At 46.4% G+C, this 19,220-nt stretch carries 23 protein-coding genes and 1 pseudogene; all 24 read right to left on the bottom strand.

Features of this window, described 5'->3' with window-relative positions; translation table 11 throughout:
- Positions 1-41: 41 nt before the first annotated feature.
- On the bottom strand, positions 42-2,072 hold the full coding sequence (locus tag ACK28X_RS03680; RefSeq protein WP_412057122.1) for an ATP-binding protein: 2,031 nt from the start codon (positions 2,070-2,072) through the stop codon (positions 42-44).
- Between the two features lie 90 nt (positions 2,073-2,162).
- A complete protein-coding gene (locus ACK28X_RS03675) occupies positions 2,163-2,414 on the bottom strand; it encodes a hypothetical protein (RefSeq protein ID WP_412057121.1) in 252 nt (83 codons plus the stop codon).
- 27 nt (positions 2,415-2,441) lie between these two features.
- Positions 2,442-4,397: a hypothetical protein gene (locus ACK28X_RS03670; RefSeq protein ID WP_412057120.1), complete on the bottom strand. Its 1,956-nt coding sequence runs from the start codon at positions 4,395-4,397 to the stop codon at positions 2,442-2,444.
- A gap of 24 nt (positions 4,398-4,421) precedes the next feature.
- Positions 4,422-4,610 (bottom strand): hypothetical protein, encoded by a 189-nt coding sequence (locus ACK28X_RS03665; RefSeq protein WP_412057119.1) that lies wholly within the window; start codon positions 4,608-4,610, stop codon positions 4,422-4,424.
- Between the two features lie 12 nt (positions 4,611-4,622).
- Positions 4,623-4,910, bottom strand: a complete 288-nt coding sequence (locus tag ACK28X_RS03660) for a hypothetical protein (RefSeq protein WP_412057118.1) — start codon at positions 4,908-4,910, stop codon at positions 4,623-4,625.
- Positions 4,886-5,764, bottom strand: a complete 879-nt coding sequence (locus ACK28X_RS03655) for a hypothetical protein (RefSeq protein WP_412057117.1) — start codon at positions 5,762-5,764, stop codon at positions 4,886-4,888. Before ACK28X_RS03655 ends, ACK28X_RS03660 begins: the two co-directional genes overlap by 25 nt.
- Entirely contained in the window at positions 5,676-6,899 is a 1,224-nt protein-coding gene (locus ACK28X_RS03650; protein WP_412057116.1) for a hypothetical protein, read from the bottom strand. The genes ACK28X_RS03655 and ACK28X_RS03650 overlap by 89 nt, the downstream gene beginning before the upstream one ends.
- 9 nt (positions 6,900-6,908) lie before the next feature.
- On the bottom strand, positions 6,909-8,150 hold the full coding sequence (locus ACK28X_RS03645) for a phage tail protein I (RefSeq protein WP_412057115.1): 1,242 nt from the start codon (positions 8,148-8,150) through the stop codon (positions 6,909-6,911).
- Positions 8,137-9,075, bottom strand: coding sequence for a baseplate J/gp47 family protein (locus ACK28X_RS03640; protein ID WP_412057114.1), 939 nt, complete (start codon positions 9,073-9,075; stop codon positions 8,137-8,139). The genes ACK28X_RS03645 and ACK28X_RS03640 overlap by 14 nt, the downstream gene beginning before the upstream one ends.
- A complete protein-coding gene (locus tag ACK28X_RS03635; RefSeq protein ID WP_412057113.1) occupies positions 9,072-9,230 on the bottom strand; it encodes a hypothetical protein in 159 nt (52 codons plus the stop codon). The genes ACK28X_RS03640 and ACK28X_RS03635 overlap by 4 nt, the downstream gene beginning before the upstream one ends.
- Positions 9,208-9,402, bottom strand: coding sequence for a GPW/gp25 family protein (locus tag ACK28X_RS03630; RefSeq protein WP_412057112.1), 195 nt, complete (start codon positions 9,400-9,402; stop codon positions 9,208-9,210). The genes ACK28X_RS03635 and ACK28X_RS03630 overlap by 23 nt, the downstream gene beginning before the upstream one ends.
- Before the next feature lie 21 nt (positions 9,403-9,423).
- Positions 9,424-10,182 carry a phage baseplate assembly protein V gene (locus tag ACK28X_RS03625; protein WP_412057111.1) on the bottom strand — a complete coding sequence of 253 codons (759 nt, stop codon included), beginning with the start codon at positions 10,180-10,182 and terminating at the stop codon, positions 9,424-9,426.
- Positions 10,146-10,703: a hypothetical protein gene (locus tag ACK28X_RS03620; protein WP_412057110.1), complete on the bottom strand. Its 558-nt coding sequence runs from the start codon at positions 10,701-10,703 to the stop codon at positions 10,146-10,148. The genes ACK28X_RS03625 and ACK28X_RS03620 overlap by 37 nt, the downstream gene beginning before the upstream one ends.
- Positions 10,704-10,719: 16 nt before the next feature.
- Complete coding sequence (locus ACK28X_RS03615) at positions 10,720-11,049, bottom strand: hypothetical protein (RefSeq protein WP_412057109.1); 330 nt, start codon at positions 11,047-11,049, stop codon at positions 10,720-10,722.
- Positions 11,042-11,245 (bottom strand): hypothetical protein, encoded by a 204-nt coding sequence (locus ACK28X_RS03610; protein ID WP_412057108.1) that lies wholly within the window; start codon positions 11,243-11,245, stop codon positions 11,042-11,044. Before ACK28X_RS03610 ends, ACK28X_RS03615 begins: the two co-directional genes overlap by 8 nt.
- Positions 11,235-12,161 (bottom strand): major capsid protein, encoded by a 927-nt coding sequence (locus tag ACK28X_RS03605; protein WP_412057107.1) that lies wholly within the window; start codon positions 12,159-12,161, stop codon positions 11,235-11,237. The genes ACK28X_RS03610 and ACK28X_RS03605 overlap by 11 nt, the downstream gene beginning before the upstream one ends.
- Positions 12,154-13,223: pseudogene (locus ACK28X_RS03600) on the bottom strand (major capsid protein). Before ACK28X_RS03600 ends, ACK28X_RS03605 begins: the two are co-directional and overlap by 8 nt.
- 75 nt (positions 13,224-13,298) lie before the next feature.
- A complete protein-coding gene (locus ACK28X_RS03595; RefSeq protein ID WP_412057106.1) occupies positions 13,299-13,667 on the bottom strand; it encodes a head decoration protein in 369 nt (122 codons plus the stop codon).
- A 46-nt stretch (positions 13,668-13,713) separates the two neighbouring features.
- Positions 13,714-15,066 (bottom strand): S49 family peptidase, encoded by a 1,353-nt coding sequence (locus ACK28X_RS03590; RefSeq protein ID WP_412057105.1) that lies wholly within the window; start codon positions 15,064-15,066, stop codon positions 13,714-13,716.
- Positions 15,038-15,760, bottom strand: a complete 723-nt coding sequence (locus tag ACK28X_RS03585) for a phage portal protein (protein ID WP_412057104.1) — start codon at positions 15,758-15,760, stop codon at positions 15,038-15,040. Before ACK28X_RS03585 ends, ACK28X_RS03590 begins: the two co-directional genes overlap by 29 nt.
- Complete coding sequence (locus ACK28X_RS03580; protein ID WP_412057103.1) at positions 15,729-16,511, bottom strand: phage portal protein; 783 nt, start codon at positions 16,509-16,511, stop codon at positions 15,729-15,731. The genes ACK28X_RS03585 and ACK28X_RS03580 overlap by 32 nt, the downstream gene beginning before the upstream one ends.
- Positions 16,504-16,728, bottom strand: a complete 225-nt coding sequence (locus ACK28X_RS03575) for a phage head-tail joining protein (RefSeq protein ID WP_412057102.1) — start codon at positions 16,726-16,728, stop codon at positions 16,504-16,506. Before ACK28X_RS03575 ends, ACK28X_RS03580 begins: the two co-directional genes overlap by 8 nt.
- Positions 16,718-18,682, bottom strand: coding sequence for a phage terminase large subunit family protein (locus ACK28X_RS03570; protein WP_412057101.1), 1,965 nt, complete (start codon positions 18,680-18,682; stop codon positions 16,718-16,720). The genes ACK28X_RS03575 and ACK28X_RS03570 overlap by 11 nt, the downstream gene beginning before the upstream one ends.
- A complete protein-coding gene (locus ACK28X_RS03565) occupies positions 18,630-19,214 on the bottom strand; it encodes a hypothetical protein (protein WP_412057100.1) in 585 nt (194 codons plus the stop codon). The genes ACK28X_RS03570 and ACK28X_RS03565 overlap by 53 nt, the downstream gene beginning before the upstream one ends.
- Positions 19,215-19,220 lie beyond the last annotated feature (6 nt).

The raw sequence follows: 19,220 nt of genomic DNA, 5'->3' as shown, positions 1-19,220 counted from the left end.
AGGTTTCATTTCTTCGGAAGTCGCCGTGGTTTCCTTTTGGTCTACTTCTTTAGAGACTCATATCGAAGTCCTGCGGCTTCTATGAAAGCTCTGTTTCGTAAGCGAGCATCATTAAGTAAGTCAGCCCATTGGATAATCTCAATGCTACCCCGCGCCTCATTAGTTAAGATCTGTATGCGACCTCGCCCATTCGCAGTAGTAGACATGTATCTCGCACGTTCTTCAAGCTTTCCTAAAATATCAGCTATAATATAGCAGTAAAAGACGCAATCATCAGCTAGACGGATATCACTACCGTCAAATTTCTTAATTTTCTTATCTTGGAGAGCTGCAATATAATCCGTGACCTGATCCATTGGCATCTTGTCATCTTTGTATGATGCGAATCCAGGGCGCTTGAATTCCACAAGCATTACGCGTTTGAGAGGATTGTCGTCTTCTTCACTAAGGCCATAGACGTGATCATAAAGAAAAAGGTCGGGTCGTTTTAAGTTTCCTTTCTCACCAGTGATATTTTTAAATGATTCGTCCGATGCGAAATAACTGGTAAAAGTAAGCCTTTCATCAATAATCCACAGGTCATGTTTAGATGATTTTACTTTTTTTGGATCATCGCCCCTTAGCTTTACTGGACAAATCAACTTGTGAAGAGCTTCTTCATATACATGAGCTTGACCTTCGTTTTGTGCAGGCTGGATGAAAGCACCCATGAGATCAAGCATAGTTTTGCGCCGCAACACATATTCAGTTAATTGTCGTTGTTCTTCAGCACGTATAGCATCTGCCGCCTCCTGTACCTTATCGTTAACATCTTCTATTAAACTTTCGGATGGAAACCCTCTACTTTGCACGTCATTAATAATAGTCTTGATTTGTTTATTGCGCTCTTTGTCGCGACGTATCCGATGAGGAATCAAAGCCTTTGCAAACTCCTCATCATTTATAGCGTTTCGAGGCACGTTCTTTAAGAGCTCAGAGATTTCTGCAAAACCAAAGGACGGATATTGTTCTACGAATTTTTTCATTTCTATAGAGCGTTCATTGTCAAACTGTTTTATCTCATCACAAATAACTTGTTCTCGCACATGATCAGCACATTTTTTCAAGATATCCTCGACCGTGCTCTCCTCAAAATTAAATTGTGTACGCTCCTGATTGACCTGCTTATCAAGAAAATCTCCGGTAATGCATCCATGGTAGCAATAACTTTTTTCGGGACCGAAGCAACCAATGCCTAGCAATCCATCAACCTGCCGAGTCATCACCGTACGATCATTAGCAACAAAATGTATTTGATGATTGCCCTTAAAACTTTTACTGGTATTTTTGCTGCAAATAAAACTCATGAGTTTCAAATCTTTAAAGTTATTGTTATTTTCGTCTTGTATGGCAGTAATGCCTTCATATTCAACTTTAAAAGCTTCAACATCTTTTGGAAATATTGCAGTATCTTGTTCTACATTTAGCTCAATGAGTGGCGACTTCCCCGTAATAAAGCTGGCAAAAAAATGCGAAGCAAAATAATCAATAATGGGTTTTGCCGTACGCGGAAAGTGCTCTTTGTAGGATTTTTCGCGTAAACCTTTAAAAACAACCGTCGTTCCTGTGCTAGTAGGAGTCAGAACCTTTTGGATTTCTTCCTCTTTGACTTGGTCATCGTTTTTTAAGTTTAAGGTGAAAGAGCGGCGAAACATAGATCCTTTATCAGAATCATAGTAAATACTTGTAACTGAGATATTATTAAAAGCATCTAACCAAAGGAGCCGCCCGACACCTTTACCACCGCGTTCGAGTTTATAGCCCGTATCAGTCGTGCAGAATGCCAAAAAATGGGATTCATCTAAGCCAATACCATTATCAATTACCTCAATTATGATGTCGGCTTGAGATTTAAGGCCTTGGATATTGACGGTAATTTTACCGCGTTCTATAGAATCTTGATCAAAACCATCCTCAATCGCATGAAGGGAATTACTGACTGCCTCGAATAGGGGCTGGAGCGCCAGCTGAGAGCTATAAGGTTTTGGTAAGCGCATTATACGGTTAACAATATCTGCTTGCATTGACGCCATAACTTTACCCCCTTTTGGTGCATCGCTAATTTGATTGTATATCATATGATATAGTATGTAAGTCAATCTCCTACGATCTGTTAGATGGTTTTATTGGGTTTCCTCTCCTTTTTGTGCTTGTACCAAGGCTGCAAGCTTCTTAGAAGTCGCCGGGGCTTCTTCCATCTTTCTTTTTATTTCTGCTTCCTCTGGCGGGATGAACTTACCATTCTCATAGCGCCAACCAATACCCGCCTCATCAGAGGGAATGGCAATAGCTCCGTCATCAAATGGATAGGTGTAGTCCTCGGGCGCAACGATTGTGTTAATCACCACGCCCTCTTTTACAACTGCGTAATACATACTGTGTTTCCTTTAAATTATGTTGATTTAGTACCAAATTTTGACGAGGAGCATACCGTCGGCTCCGCGGCCTCCATAAAAGCCTTCGCCACCGCCACCCCCGCCGCCAGCAGGAAAGGCGCCAGTAGCTCCATAATTGAAGGGTCTACCTCCGGCTCCTCCTTGACCAGCATAGATAGAAGTACCTCCCGCGCCGCCAGTAGACTTATCACTACCGCCACCGCCACCGCCGCCGCCATAAATAGAGTTGCCTCCATTAAAGCCCTCACGATCACCTTTACTACCACCACCGCCGCCACCACCATAGATAGCATTATCTCCAGGTTCGTATCTCTTATCTGTACCTCTAAAAGCGCCGCCTCCTGAGCCTCCTGCGTAATTTGCACCGCCGTCACCACCACGCGCCAAAACATAAGCATTTCCTTTGCCTAAGCTCGTATTACCTCCTGAATAGCCAACATATAAGTTACTTTGCCCACCAGCGCCTCCTCTGCCTATAGTAAAGTCTTCAAAACCTGCTAGGTCTTTCTTTAAAAATTTTTTGATGACACATTCGCCGCCTCCACCTCCACCGCTAAAGTTATTGGCTCCACCGCCACCACCGCCCCAAGCCCATATCTCAACAAGGCTGTCGTCTTTGATGTCTTTAGGCCATTCAATATGGCCACTCTCAGTATATTTGAGTTCTATATCGGGTACTGTAGAAGTTTGCCTTAGCCTTTTATTAATGTCGTCTATTGCCTTTGCAAATTTCTGCTCTTGTGCCGCGAGCGCTTTTTCTTGTTCTTTTAGCTTTTGATTAAGCTCTTGCTCTATCTGTTCCTTGGTGGTGGTAATGTCGCGCTCTATTTGTTGCTTGGTACTAGCAAGCGTTTGGTCAGCCTCTTTTTTAGTATAGATGTCGCTCGCATCGTTCTTTAAATAGCCCCAAAACAAAATCTGCGTGCCGGCTTTAAGCGGCGCTGTTAGTTTGATCGCAAAGGTGCTCGTTGCTTTGTTAAAACTTAAGCCATAATCTTCATAATAACTATTGCCGCTTATAAAGACCATGCCATCATCAAACCCACCATCAACCTTAAATGGACCCGTTTCACCCTCTACTTTTGTGACATAAAGCTGTTGACGCAAACCACCAATCGACACCGTAGAAGTGGGAACCCAGCCATCTTTAGACATTTGCTTCATCTGATTGGGATGTTGGCTTATATCAAACGCCAAAGTGCCGATAGGAGCCTTGACAGGTAAGGTTGTAAGCGCCCCTAGATAGCGTTGTTTAAAATCAGCAAGCAATTGTTGCGTGTCGTCTTTTGCTACTTGCGCACCATTGCGTGCTTGTATCGCATTGTTTAAATCGACATGCACGTGCTGCTTATCGTCTTCGACCTTTTGTTTATCAAGGGCTACGTCATCGCGTAACCTTTTCGTCTGATCAAATAGGGTCTGACTAGCCATGGTTGCGGCGGCTAAGGCTGATACTTGCCAATCATCTAAGGGGCCAAGCGTTGCATCGCTGTTTGCCCCATAAACCGCCATGACAAATAGTCGTAAAACCGCTCTCTCACGATCATAGTGAATCATCCGGCAAATGGCGTAAGCCGTACTATCATGCTTGCTGGTTAAAGCCACGAAGGGTGAGGGCACAAAGCTTTCGGCTTGATCACCCTTAACTAAGGCAATATCGCGGATATCCCCTTGGCGAACGCTTAAAGCACCATCCACATCAGCAAGCAAAAACCCAAGTTCTGTGAGTTTGCGCAAACGCTCTGTTATCGGCCCTAAAATCTCATTAAGCCGTTTAAGCCCCATAGCCAACACTTCATTATTGGCTTCATCAAAGCTAAAGCTTTGGCCTTCAACCTTTAATAGACGCGTGTCAAGATCGCGCACCAAACGGTTCCAGCGCACATCATCTAAAATATCACTACCGCGTACACAATAGGCTGGATAGCGGCTTTGTGGATGTTTCTTTTCTACCTGCTGCACAGCTAAAACCTTTGTATCTATCGCTTAAACCTCTGGCCCAACTCTAATGACTTCCTCAATCAGAGCGGGGTCAACGTCTTCAAGCAGGCTTCCTAGAAAATAATTGGTACTAATCGCTGTATAGGTTGTATTATGAAGGGTCACTGGTCTATTGAATGTGACCTTATAATAGATATCGGCTTCATATTTGCTCTCTTGTGTCGTCTTTGCCATGGGTCTTCTCCTTTACGCTGTGCGACCAATATCAACGCGCTCTGCTACGTGATAGGTGTTAAGTGGGCTTTTAGTGGTGCCGGTAATCTTGATTTTATAGGCTTTGAGGGAGGTAAACTTAAATTGCCAGCGTCGTTCAATCGCGTTGGGATCTTCAGTTTTATAATCCTTGACGCTACTTGGCGCAGTAAGGCTTTTAAATCCATCCCCAGTCATAAGCCGCACAAGGCATGTGTGGTTAGTCTGCTCGTAGTCTTCAAGCCTTAAGCGCACCTCTACAAGGGTGACGCCTGTAGGCATTGTGCGTGCCTTTGAGATATGGGTATAATCTGTGCGTGCGCGCGCTGTTGTGATGCTTGACGCAGAGCCAAAGGTAAAGCTTGGCATAAGGTCAGTTGTTCCAATGAACACCAAGCGCGCTTCATAAAGCGGGTTAAGACCGAGCAAGAGGTTTGGTGCATCGCTAGCAATGGGTCTCCATTGGCCTTCAACACGGATTTGCCACACCAATTGACAGCCTTCGGGCACAAAGCTTTCGGCCAAAATATCAACATCACCAATGCCGCCTTCCAACACCCATGGCTCCACTTGCACTTCTGCGCGTGTTGCGTTGAAATGGGCATAATAAAGGCGCGCATAGCAAGATCAATTTTAGCGTCGCCCATAAACCAGCCGCCGCCATCGCCCGAATAAAAATATTGGCCTTGGCCATATTTATTGCCATTGATCGTGCAGGCCATATGCGCACCATCTGTTACTAAAACCAAAGCATAGCGACCTTTGGTCACAAAGACGGGGCCTATAGGGACTTTGGTCTCATGGGGATAGACTTTAAGATCCTCTACTGCGATCTTGACCCGCGCCAACACCTTGTTCAAATCAGGTGCGCCGTGATCGGTTTCTGTGATCAATACATGGATGTCACCCGTTTTAGCGATTTGTGAGAAGAACAAATCAATATGGGTCAACCAACCATCCTGTGCATTGAGCCATGTTTGCGCGGCAATCGTGCCGTTTAGGGTGAACTTTTCCACCTGCGCATCCCAATAGGCTTCATCATAACTATCATACCAAAATTGGGTCACCCGCACATAGCCCGTATGGGCGGCGGCGTTGCGACGATCTTCTGGTGTGTACTTCCCATGTCTCACCATCCCTGCGAAAGATCCCCGTAACGGGGTCATAGCGCCCCGAATTCCACCAAGAAGAATTGGTGCATACCGACCTTGTAACCCCATAGCGTATGCGTGTGCGGGTGCGGGTCTTTTGCACCATGTTCACACCGCTTCGCACCGTATATTGCGAAAGGATAATCTCACCATCCTTGCCCGCAAGATCAAGCCTTAGTTTAGGACTATAGGCGGGAAGCGCAAAATTGCCATTAAGCATAACACGCGGCTCTAATGGATTAAGCAAGTTGATATTAGCTTTGCGCTCAGCCGCGTTGCCAAAGCGTATACCTTCTTCAACCTTACAAAGATACTCAGGGTGTTGGCTATCACTATCGGATTGCTTAAGGCTTAAATAGTGATCAGCACCCCAAAAGGACATATCTTCAGGCATGCCAACCCGCGCCTTGAGGCGACCAATATCAGCGGCGGCATTAAAAAACTCATCTTGGCGCACCACGCCTTTAAGGCTTGATGCTAAGGCGGTCATATCGGTATCCAGCGTATCAATGCGCTTACCTGTGTTGTGCATCCAGCCTTTCACATTTGTGATATCGGTTTGTACCTTCTCAAGCGAGATAATCCTATTCTCTTGCACCGCTTCAATTGAGGCTATGCCCGCAGGTGTGAGCGTGACATAGGCTACAGGTACCACAGCGCTATCAAGGATGGGCGGTTGTGGATTGGCATTCTCAATGCCTTCTACCGCATTAACCTCTGCAAAGCGCTGATTAATGGTCGCTACGGGGCGTGCTTCGACTTCATTTGACCCTTCCTTTACGAGAAAGGTAACCTGTTCAATAGCGCTATCAAGCGTTTTGCCCCAAACCGCAATGGTGACAATTTTCTTAGTGATGGTTGGTAGGTAGTTGGCAAGGGATAAAATCACCCCATTATCTTCTTGGCGCGCATATACTTTGCCATTGTAATAAAGCCTGCCTTCGCCAACCGTTACCTCCATGGGGCCGGTCTTGGCTACGGGAAAGTTCCAAAATTTGGTGGTGCTGGTGATTGCATCATGGACAATATGATCCAAACCCTCGCGCGCAAACTCACCAATATTATTGCAAGAGTCTGGGGTCATTTGTTGTCGTGGATAAAAGATGGCGGTCTTTTCCATAAAATACTCCTAAAGCTGAAAGGGTAGCGCGCTATTAAACCGCACCGATCCATTAAGCGGTGTTTGGTCATCAAAGCGGCGGGGACGCGTGGTTTGCCATGTCACCAAAATTTGGTCGCGTTGTGCTTTGGAAAGGGCAATAGCGCGCGCGACCTGTTGCATTTGGCTGTGGTCTTTCGTGTATAAAAAGCTCTTTCCTAAAAAGCTCACCCCCAAGAAACTACTGCGTGGCCGGCTCTTAACCTTTAAATCAATAGCCACTTCTGCCTGATAGGCGGGCATAGAAAGGCGGCAATGGCCAAGAAAAGCACCGGTAGTGCGCTTAGCCCATGTTGGCTTGCGCTCATAAAGCGCAATAGAGTCATAGATCATCTCATGGGCTTTGGAGGGCAATAAAAAGTTGCGCCCTAGAAAACGCGTTGTTCCTTTGCCACAAAACATGCCATAGGCATCCTCGCCTTTGCTTGACATCCGCTTAGGTCGCACGTCCATAGGTTCAAGAGAGGCGCTCACCCCATTAGGCCATAGGGGCGAGGTTTGATCATAGTAATCCACGTCTTGGCGTATTGTGATAATTTGTGGCTCTCTCTTACAAACACCTAAAAAGCTACGCCCCATCTTGCCTAAGAAGGCGCCCTGTCCAGCCTCACCTGCTAACAGAAAGCGCTCAACACGCTGCTTTTGCCTTGCGGGTAAGTCAATTTTGGTAAGCGGTGTCTCCTTACCATTCTGCCACAAACTAGCGCGCCGCCCATAAAATTGGCGTGCGCGCGATGGCAATAGAAAACTATGGTTTAAAAAGCCCTGCCCACAAAAGGCTTCACCTTGGGCAAGAAACCGCTCTTTTACAAAGCGAATGCGGATTTGTGGTTGCTCGCTATGCCACGCCTCTAGCTTGTCTTTGCTCATGCCTTCTGACAAAAACATCCGTTGCGGGGGTGTGACAATTTGGCGTAGTTCACTACCAACCAAGGCAATATAGGTTTTTAATCCTGCCGCCGTGCCTTTAATGCGCTGGAGTTCAAAGGCGCGGGCAATGACTTGACGTTTTTGGGCGATCGTCCATTGGTCATTCCATATCTCAATGCCAAAGCGAAACGCCAGCCATGGCAAGAGATGTTCCGCAATAGCATCAGGATTGGTAAAATCAGCCAAAGCATCAATCGGTAAGCTTGGAAAGCTTGTTGCTTGTTCTAGATTGCGCTCAAAGGCTGTTGACCTTGCCGGCAGAAGCGAACTAAACGCTGACATGGTCAATCTCCACCGCGATATCTGTGGCTAGCGCGATTTCGAAACTCTTACAAAGCTGATCAACGCTTGGCGCTTCAAGCACCACATTTTGAATGCCTGTGCTTGTTAGAGCGGCAATAAGGCCAGAGCGCGTTGCGCTATAACCAACCTTTTGCACCTCTTGCAAATAGGCTTTTAAGCGCTTTAGGGATTGCTCTTTCACAACGCCTTGGTCGGGACCGGGATAAATGGTAAGCTTGGCGGCAATAGAATAAGGCTTTGGAACCGCCATAGATACCACAACATGATCGGTTAAAGGGCGTAAATCCTCTTGGTTTAAACGCGCACGCACCATCTTTAAAATCTCATGATCGGGGCGGCAAAGGATACGTGTAAACGCGCTTTGCTCTGGTTGAGCAAATAAAGCACGCCCGATCACCGTTTCTTCTTCTGTACCATCCTTCACATCTTCATAAGCAAGAAGGCTAATGTTCACCTCACCTAAGTTCTGACTATCAACATTAGCATGCACAATCGCTGTTGAAACGCTCATCGTGTGGAACAAATAAGCCCGTCTTGGACCAGCGGTTGAAAGGCCGCTTAGTGCTTGCTGAATGCGCGAGCGAAAGCGCGTGTCCGTCTCTCCATCAAGGCGCATAACATTGGCAAAAGCACCCATAACATCAAGGTCATGTCCGCGCGCGCTCACAATATTATTAGCGCGTGCCGCATCATTAATGCGTTGGCGCAATAAAAACTCCCGATAGCAAAAGGCTTCAATCACCTTAATTGCCGGATCGCTCTCAAGCACACTATAATTTGGCTCTAACGCTTTTAACTTAGCAATGGCAGCTTGGCGAATGGCTTCATAAGAGACCTCTTCAACAAAGTCAGGGGCAGGAATTTGCGTTAAGTCTAACGTATGGAAATAGGCGTTTTGGCTCATTGTAAAACCAGCCCTTCCATTTTAATAGGCTTGCCGCTTGGCATGTAAAGCCCGTCAAAACTGATCTCAACACAGCCCGCTTGGGGCATGGTATAAGAGATCGTGTTCAGCTTTAAACGCGGCTCATATTCTTTAAGCGCTTGGGCTACAGCCATATACAGATCCCACAGCAAAAAATGCATTCACTGGCTGGTCAAGTAAGCGCGCTACATCGCTACCATAGGCGCGACGCATCACACGGCTTCCTTTAGCAGTCATTAAAATATCAATCAGCGATTGCCGCAGATGATCCATACCAGAAAGCGGCTTTCCACTCTCTCTATCCATGCCAATCAACATAATATCTCTCTATTGTGGTGGGGTAGTGATAGAGCCACCGACCGCAACGCCACCATGCACGTGGCTTTGCCCAATATTGCTACCATTATGGCTAAGCGTGCCTGCTTGAATGGCGACACCACCTGCTTGTAGGTGCATGTGATTTGCGGCTTTGGTGGTTACATTTTGTGCTTCTATGCCCAAATCACCATCAGTTTTAATACTAATGCCTTTGGGTAGTTTTGTTTGCATAGCTTGTGCATTAATCCCGATCGTTTCATCGGTGATAAGCATAATGCCACGCGGCGCGTAAATCTCTAGCACGCCATCCTTAGCGCTGATCTTAGCGCCGCCCTCAATGGCAAGGCTAAAGCCGCCACCACTACCAATAGACACATCAAATGTGCCTTTGTCCGCAATGGTCATTGCATAGCTATGGCGTTCATCATCATACTCTATTTGGCTCCCATCAGGATAAACGGTGCGGTGTAGGTTGCCTTTATCGGCCGCTTGGGTAGTCTCGGTTGCAAGCGCCCCTACAATCACCCCTTGCGCCAAATCACCGCTTGGACACGCCATAACAACTTGCTCACCCACATCACGCCCGCTCCATTGGCGGGTCTTGCCGGCACGCGGCTGTATATCGGGTAACCAATCGGTCTCAAGATCACCACTTTTAACACGGTAGCGCCCGTTCTCATGATTGGCTTGTGATACACTACCAACCACCACTAAACCAGCAACGCGCCGCTCTAAATCAATGAGACGACGATACAGCTCGCTATACATCTATAAAGCCTCTTGATAATCATTGCGGTGCGAAAGCCCCGTATCGGGCTCATAGCTATATAGCGTACGCTGTGTGGCACTACCGCTTCATCGCTTGGCGCCATATGGGTGCAATAGATGATGTCGTAATAAAGGGTCGCCCAAAGGGCGAGTGTCGTTCCTTTTGTGCCCCCATGATACTCCCATTGGGTCAACAAACAGCTTTCTACCAATCTATTAAGATTAGGCGCTTGATAGAGAATGGTTTCGACATCCCACGTCAAACGATCCATATCATCTTCCTGCTCATAGCCCGCTATGCAACATTCAATTGCTATATGCAGGGTACGCCGCCGCATACCGTAGTCTTGCACTTGCTCAAGGTCTAAATCCTCACCTAATGTGTAAACAAGTAGAGCAGGGAATATATCTTTGTTAAGCGCAAACGCCCGTTGCGCAAGCACATTATTACCAGCTATGGTGTTTCCAGCCTTAAGCAGGTCAATAATCGTGTTGCGAATAAGTAGGCGATGGGTGCTCATATTATAGCGCTTCCTATCAGGCGTGGTCTTCTACTAAAGCCACTTTCATCATACCGCTGGTCGAGGTGATCACATCACTAATGATGAAGGTCTCCTGATCCAAAACAACCCTATCACCTTGTTTGGGGGCACCGCCTATATCGCTAAGGCGAATATCAAGCATTTTAATAGGATTGGTAAAATCTGTTGTGCCATAGACGGGGTCTTGCGCATAGGTCTCGTCATAAATGGCGCTTATGCTAAAAACTTCGCCCGTAGTTTTGCGTGTATAGGTTAGAGCCCTGCCAAAGGTCTCACATAAGACATCATTCATGGCCTTAAGGTTAGCGTTCCAGTTCTCAATCATGATTAAGCCTGCTATTGCTCTGTGCACCAAGCCGATCAAGGGGAATAATTTTTATTATGTTGTCTCCATCATGGATATCAACAAAAGGAGCATTGCATAGGCGCGTTTCAAACACACCAAGGCCTTTAAAAAAGCCTTTTACATTTTTTGATGCGGGCGGCTTGGCTTTAGCCGTTTCTGGCGCCTTAGAAACCAATGCCGCGCAATAACATTTGCGGCTGAGCACAAATAAACAAACCATTGCTAGAAATACGCGGCCGTATCCACGGGGTTTGCGCATCACCCATGAAAACCTCTGTATACATCTCAAGCACGCTATCATGAGCGCCTTCTACCGCGTCGTTGCGCGTGAAGATCTCGTAAAAAATCCCTCCCATCCCTTGCGGGATGAATTGACATTCATTGGACTTCATACCGATTGCATCGGGTATGCCAAAGCGCGCACGTCCCTCATAATCACTAACGCCATGATAATCCATGAATGTAATACCACCATAGGTAAAGCCGCCCTCAATGGCCTGAGCCTGTACCTGTGGGTGCTGGATAAGCGCATCGTAAAATGCCTCTCCACATAGGGCAAGGGCACTTCCATTTGTGGGGAAGGCACCATGGCAGGCGCGTTTCATCGCCTCTATCACATGGCTACAAAGGCTTGCAATGTCTGTGTCACTATCATCAAGGCTAAATTGGATAGGCTCTGGCCGCTTAATGCCAAAAACATCAAACCAATCAACCAATACACTGCCATTCACGTCATAAACTACGCCTTGCATGGCACCAAAGCGAAAGATCTCAAAGATTAGGTCCATGTTTTCGATAAGGGCAGGAATGGCCGCTTTGGCCTTTGCCAATAAGACCTTATCAATCTCTTGAGCAGAAAGCTTAGACCCATCTTGCAATGGGTCTAAGGTAATCAAGGCCTCGCGTACAAAACCATGGATGATGATAGAGCGCGTCTTCTCTTGCACAGAAGCTACTTGCGCGTGCAACACCCCCCGCTCAATAGGGCGAATGACATCGTCTTTTACCTCAAGCCCGATAATCTGTTGAGCACCAGTCTCAGCAGAAATGTTATCCAGCCCAAGCGCAGACAATACTTGCAACCTATCCATTGTTCATCCTAAAGCGTTTTGTTTGCTCTTCTTTGACTTGTTGCGTTAACACCGCGCAAAAGCATGGCTGGATTAGTACAATAAACAGCGGATAGCTAGCTATACGAACTTTAATCCAAGCATTGCTATCACGATCTGGAATAAGTTCAGCATAAAGCGGCAAACCTTGCTGGTTAACAAATTCAAAGCTCTCAGCAGGGGCAAAGGTTTGCTGGAAGACACCATCGGCTCCTTGCGGTATGAATTGGCATTCATTAGATTTAATGCCAATGGCCTTTTGCGTACCACGTAGGGCTTTGTCATCATAATCATCAACCGAACGATAATTAATAAATTGAATACCCCCATAGGTAAAAGTGGGATATGTCTTGCCGTTAATGGTTGCAATATTGGAAACGCCGAATGTACCGCCCAAAGCAAGTGCGTTTTGCGTATTTAGATAGATGTTTTCCACCTTAGGGTGGGTGCGCAAAGCATCATAAAAAGCATCGCCACATAAACCAATAACACTACCGCCATCAATAAAGGCGCCCTTACTTGCCCGTTGCATTTGGCGGATAACATCGCTACAGGTGATAAGATATTGGCATCTGGATCACTAAGGTTAAAGTCGATAGGTTGGGGCCTTTTCACGTTCCACAGCTTAAACCAATCGTACAATACAGAGCCATCGGCATCATAAACCATGCCTTGCACCGCTCCAAGCCGCATATTCTCCTTTGTAAGTTCAATGCTTTTAATAAGCTGTTCTTCCTCGTTGGCGACTTTGTCAAAAAGACTATCAAGAGCGTTCCATTCCCCCAACTTGCGTACATCTTGGAAAGAAGCCGCGGTAATAGTGCTTTCAATTGCTATACGTGGCGTTGAAACAAAACGAATGTCACGTACGCCCCTATTGGGTGTAGTGGCAGGCCCACCGCGTGGTGTGCATGGCACAATCTTGATAATATTTTGTTCGCGCTCAATGGCGACATCAATGGTTGAACTGGCTACTGTTTGAAAAATATCCAAGGCGCCAAGCAAACTTGGTTGGTAATCAAAATAGCGCAACGCATCGGTCATGGTGGTAGCCGAAAAAAAACTTGTGCTCGGCTAGTTTTGTTAAATTCATCTTGTAAACTCCTCGCAAAAGCTCAATTAACGTAGCACGATGTGATGCGCTTGTAAGGCAAGGCGTGCAGTTTCAATTTGCTGATCAGTGGCGGTTTCTGGCCAAAGAATGTAATCAATTTTTGCCGCACTAAGGCGCGCTGTGATAACAGCCACCTGTTCTTCATCGGTCGTATCCACAGTATCATATGAAATAGCGTAGGCGGTTTCGCGCCCATCCGTCGCACTAAAATCAAGCGGCGCGTATTTCCCCGTTTCCGTGATTTTCCCCAAAACTTGTCCTGCTTGAATGAGATAACCTTGAGCAAAAACAACCTTTTCACGCGAAAGATTATAAAAATCTTCAAGTAAATAAGCACCTGTTAACGGGCCTTGCGTATAGGCTTCATATTTCATTGTGGTTGACCTTTCTTAGCATCTAAACGCTCTTTCCATTGAGCGGTCAATTGCACGCTTGTATTGATTTTTCGCCTAAAAGGGTGCGTTGTTTTGTTGTTTTTGCCTGTATGCCAAGTTGAGAGCGTTTCACAAGCTGGTCTATAATTTTACTCTTAGCTTGGCCTACGCTTAACTGTTGTTTAATCGCCGCCTCGGCATTAAAATTAAGATCCAAACGGCGCATTTGCTTGGCTAAGTTAATAAGAGCAATAGTGCGTTGTCGTTCACGAATTGCTGAATTTGCGACTCCGCCTTGCCGCTTTGCTTGCGGTGAATTCTCTTCATCATCGATGATAAAATCCTCGCCCACATCAACTTCATCAGGAAATAGATCGCCATCATCCCCGACATCTTCTTCTTCACCAATTGCGGGCGCGTCTTCAGCGTGCGGTGTTTCCTCATCCTTTTCGCTCTCTTGCGTGGATGTGTTTTTTTCGTCGTCGTCGTCTTCAAACGCGCTTTGTGCTTTTAAGTGTCGCGCCATTGCGGCATCCTTTCCTAAGTTTATGCTTTGTTGAAATCTCAGTAGTGTTTCGTCTAGAGAAGCCACGCCATCAGCCAACCCGTGCGCAACGGCCTCTATGCCAAAGTAACTACTGGCTTGGGTTTGACGGATACATTCCGCATCAAGGCCGCGTGTGTGTGCAACGTTTGTGACAAACATTTCATAAAGCTGGTCACAGACATTTTGCATCTTTGCAAAAGCATCATCGCTTAACGGCCTATGCGTATTGCCATCAATCTTATTCTTGCCAGAATGTATAAGGGTCCATTTATTGCCTGCTTGCGCATCGGCTTTCGATTGGTCAATATGCGCCCAAACAACACCGATCGACCCCATGGTGCTAGTTTGTGTGGTGTAAATTTTTTCACCAACACAAGCCAACATATAAGCAGCCGAACAAGCAGCGTAATTGGCAATTGACCAAACGGGCTTACCACACGCTTGCGCTTGTGCCCGCATATCAGCTACCAAATCAAAAATGCCGTTGCTCTCGCCGCCACTGCTATCAATATCAAGCAAAATGCCTTTAACATCATCGCGTGCTAAAGCTTGTGCAAAATTTGCCCCAATCATCGGATAAGATACTAGTCCCGACTGCGCTGCCATATAGCCACCGCGCGTAACCAATGTGCCATGAACAGGTAAAACCGCAATATTATCAACCACGTTAAAGGGCACAGTATCCAAGTTTTGTCCTTTGATGGCGGCTAAATTTTCGCTAAACAAGCGAGGCTCTAACCCTTGAATAATCATCTCTAGCTTGTCGCTAGTGATCATGTGGGGTGTGTTGAATAGACGCGCGCTCATATACGGAAAGCTAGCTTCATTCATCGTCCTCATCGCTTTTTTCATCCTGAATAACGCTACTACCGTCGTCGCTAAACTTAAGCCCAAGCGTGTTTAAAAAGGCCAATTCATCGGCGCGATCTTGTAGGACGGTTTTTGCATCATAACCCCGCTCGTTCAACGCCATTGTCAGCGTTTTTAAACCCGAAGCAATTTCTAGCTTTTCCGCCATGATATCTTTAAGCGGATCAATCATTTCTAATTGCGGGCCAAAGTTTAAAATATCAAACCATTGATAAGGATCTTCATCAAAGTGGGGCAAATGTACTTTGCTATACAAGACAGACATCTCAACAAAACGCCGCCAAACCAATCTATTTAACTGATAGCCGATGATTTCTTCACGCCATTGCCTTATAAGACGGCGGAACTGGCCGAGCGCTGTGCGCGCATTTGAGAAATTACCTCTTGTCACATCGCCCGTCACTAATGCGTAGGGCATGTTAAGTCCCGCACAAATCTTTAATAAATTTTGGTATTGAAACTCACCATAATTGCCACCAACATCGGTAGGTGTTGAAAATTTAACATCCTTATCATCGCCTAAATCTAATGCCGCACCACCAGTAATTGTATCAGGCAAATGTGCGCGCGCCTTGTTTTTGTTGCGCTCATTTGGATCCACAGGCAACTCGCCCCGCCCTGTAAAGAAAAAAGCAAAAAGTGCACTAGCACTTTCTATCAAGCTCCGCTTCGTCATAGCAATTGAGCTCAAAAAATTTAATAAGCGAGCGTGTGGCCCGTGATAGGCCACGCAACTGCCCTGCATCACGGTTTTCGCAAACATGAATAACATCGACTGCATCAACCCGAACATAGGTTTGATGCCTATTTTTTTGCGTAAACGGTGTATAATCTGCAGGATGACGTGTAAAAAAATGGTAGGCTACGCATTGGTCATTAGCATCAAATTCAATGCCCATACGTATATAATGGCCCTCTATTTTAGCGGGGGCATCATAGTGCACATCCAACATTTCTTTTGGCAAAACTTCTAATCGAAACGGTAAATCTACGTAAGATGTGGTTGGCTTGATGCTTCGTAAAATCACAAAACATTCGCCCATCAAAAACACTTCACGTGCTATCAGTTGCTGTAAACCATAAAAACTACTACGACCATAATAATCCGCTTCATCAACCCAACGCCACCAGCGCTTTATTAAAGCATCGCGCACACTGTCATAGCCTTTAATAATCGGCATCGGTTTAATGCCGTCAACAATAGCCGATGATGCCCATTGGTCAGCCGCCCCGCCATAAAGGGGAATATTATTATAAGCCCAACGCAAACGCGCGTCTATTGTGTCGCCTGCCTCTTGAATGGCCGCATTGATATGTTTTCTGGTTGGCTCAAAATCTTCAAGTTTGCGCCCATGCGCGCCACTTTCTAAAATAGGCGTGCGTGGCGCATTGCCCCAGTTAAATAAATTCTGAAAAAAATTAGCCACGCAAACCTCTACTTGGATAAAGATTAAAGATTTTTATTTTCCCGCGTCCCTCTAATTTGGCAATCTGTTCATCCAGATCATCCAAAGCGCGGCGAATGTCGGCCGTGGTTTTATAAATAATTTGTTTATCGCCATGTTTGAGCGATTGCGTGCCGGAATAAAGCGCTGTTTCTAATTGTGCTCTTTGTTTCTTTAAATCCTCTAACCTACCAGCCACGATACAAACCTTTCTTCACATGTTTTTTCGGTTCATCAGACAATGGGCGGCGCAAAGCACATAGAGCGTTATAGGGGGTAGGCACTATTTTAATCGCAGGCTTTTCGCGCGATGCATCGCAAGAAAGGAACTCTGCTATCCAATCTGCCTCCGCCGTCAAATCAACATCCTCAGCTAAAAGGCCTTTAAGCGCCGCATAGGCGTAGACACGGCAATCTAGTGCCTCATTGCGCGCCGCTTTGGCCTTTACCCATGCATATTTCTTGCGGCCATCGCGATAGACTATTTTCTTATATTCTGCTGTTAATTGCTCAAAATACTCAAGGTCACGATCCTTATGAAAATGACAGGCACCAGAGCCGCAAGCTTCTGCACCTACCTTGTTAAGGCGCGCCATAATCATGTCTTTAGCGGCATCTACGCCCACATTATAAAGATTGATCTTGCCTTTGTTTTTACGGCTGGGTCTTTTCGGCCACACCTGATAAGAGCCGCCTTTGCCCTTCACGCCCCAAATACGACGGTTTTCACGGTCTCTGACATAATCATACACCGCTTGCGTATTGCTACCGCCCGTGTCAACACAGATCGCATGAATTTTCATACCCCCCTTTTCTTGAAAAGCAGGATGCGGCCAACGCTTGTCTAAATAGCCGTCCAAACGTTCCCAAACTCTTCCTTCCGATGGATTACCTTGAATGATTTTATAATCAATGTTCCAGCTCTCTTCACCACGCCCCCAGCCAACAAGCTCCAACTCTAAGCGATCAGGTTGCACATCAACACCACAGGTTAGAAGCGCCACCTGCGGCGGTAAAAGTTCATATTCTTCACGCAAAGCATAGAGCTTTGTTGCATCATTTGCCGCTCCTTGGCGCTCTTCCCAAGGTTCACCTAAAACCGTATTGACAAAAGATTGTAGCGTTGCTGGGTCACTCTTAGCCTCTAAAAACGCACGTGCGCATTCACCCCACGTAAACCATGGCGAATAAAGCGCCGATAGGTGATAGGAGCGAAAGTTGTTATAGCGGCTCTGTTTGGTTGCTACCCAACGCGCGCCATTGGCTTCGCTCAGCAACGCCGCCTTGCGATGTTCCTCATGAATAGCGCCACAATGGGCGCAAAAAAAGTGAGCCTCCTCAGGCTTGTCTTCAGGCCAGCGGATCTGCGCCCACGTAATAGGCTGTAGCTCATGACAATCTTCACACACAACATTATAATAACGCTGATCACCCTTCTCAAATTCGGCTTTAATACGGCTGGTCTCAAGGCTTGCTGGCGTTGAGAGCATAAATACCTTACGCCGCGGGTAGCTTGCCGTACGACGAAGAGCAAGGGTAACGGGGTCACCCTCACCATCAACATTAATCGGATACCCATCAACCTCATCAAGCACTAAATAGCGAATAGACATAGAGCGCAAGCCCACCGCTGAATTAGCGCCCGTCAAGTTTAGCGAGCCCCCTGCAAACTCCTTCATAAACAGCGTATTGCCGCTATCGCGCGCGCGTGGTGGGGCAATGCGCTCTGACAAAGCCTTGCTGTTGCGTATCATATGCTCAACACGCATCTTTGAGAGCTTCTTTGCCATATCTACCGTAGGCATCACGTACAGAATGGGGCCAGGCGAATGGTGTATGGCATAACCGCAGAAGTTTAGCGCCGCTTCTGACATACCAATTTGCGCGCCCTTCATAACAACCGTCGTCTCAATGCTTGAATAGCTCGACAGATTGTCCATGATCTCGCGCAGATAAGGCGTTCTTGATGTCCGCCATAATCCAGCTTCCGCGCTTGCTTCTGTTGATAGATAGCGATGAATGTCTGCCCATTGAGACACCGTATAGGCGGGGTCAGGCCGAAACCCTTCTGCCAAAGCCTCTGCTACACGCGCGAGGTTCTTAGCCTGCCGCTTCGCGCTCGCTATCATCTTGGTCTGATGCATCTTGGCCATTTTCTTCATCATCACCTATTTGAGAGAAGTCAGGCAAAGGAATATTGGCGATCTCTATCAAAGCTTCGCGAATATGTTGCTCCAAAACAATAACAACCTTGCCATGGTCACATTCTAACGCGGCAGCAATATCGGCACTGCGGCGACTTGGAAACAACATCAGCATATCACGGCAATTACGGGTAAACGCAAAAATCGATCGTATCACTTGATCGGTTCTTATGTATTCTCCTTTTTTAACACTAAGTTCAAATTCTACCTTCTCTGCTTGGGCAAGAGTTAAGCGCGACTTAACTTCGTTAAGATCAAGGTTAACAACTTCACCGACTTTACTCTTTTTATAGGCGGGCGCAATGTTGGCCTTAATCCATGCTAAAGCTTCATCAACGAGGATGAATTGACCATCATCGCTTGTGGGCAAACCCTTCTTTACAAGTTGGGTTATATAGGCCTTGCTAACCCCTAGACGCTTAGAGAATAGGGCGCGCCGCTCTTTTGTATTAGAATTATTTTCTAATTCTAGCTCTGACATTTTTGT

The organism is Bartonella sp. DGB2 (assembly GCF_046843095.1).
GTDB lineage: Bacteria > Pseudomonadota > Alphaproteobacteria > Rhizobiales > Rhizobiaceae > Bartonella.
This window is presented reverse-complemented; position numbering and strand designations above follow the sequence as displayed.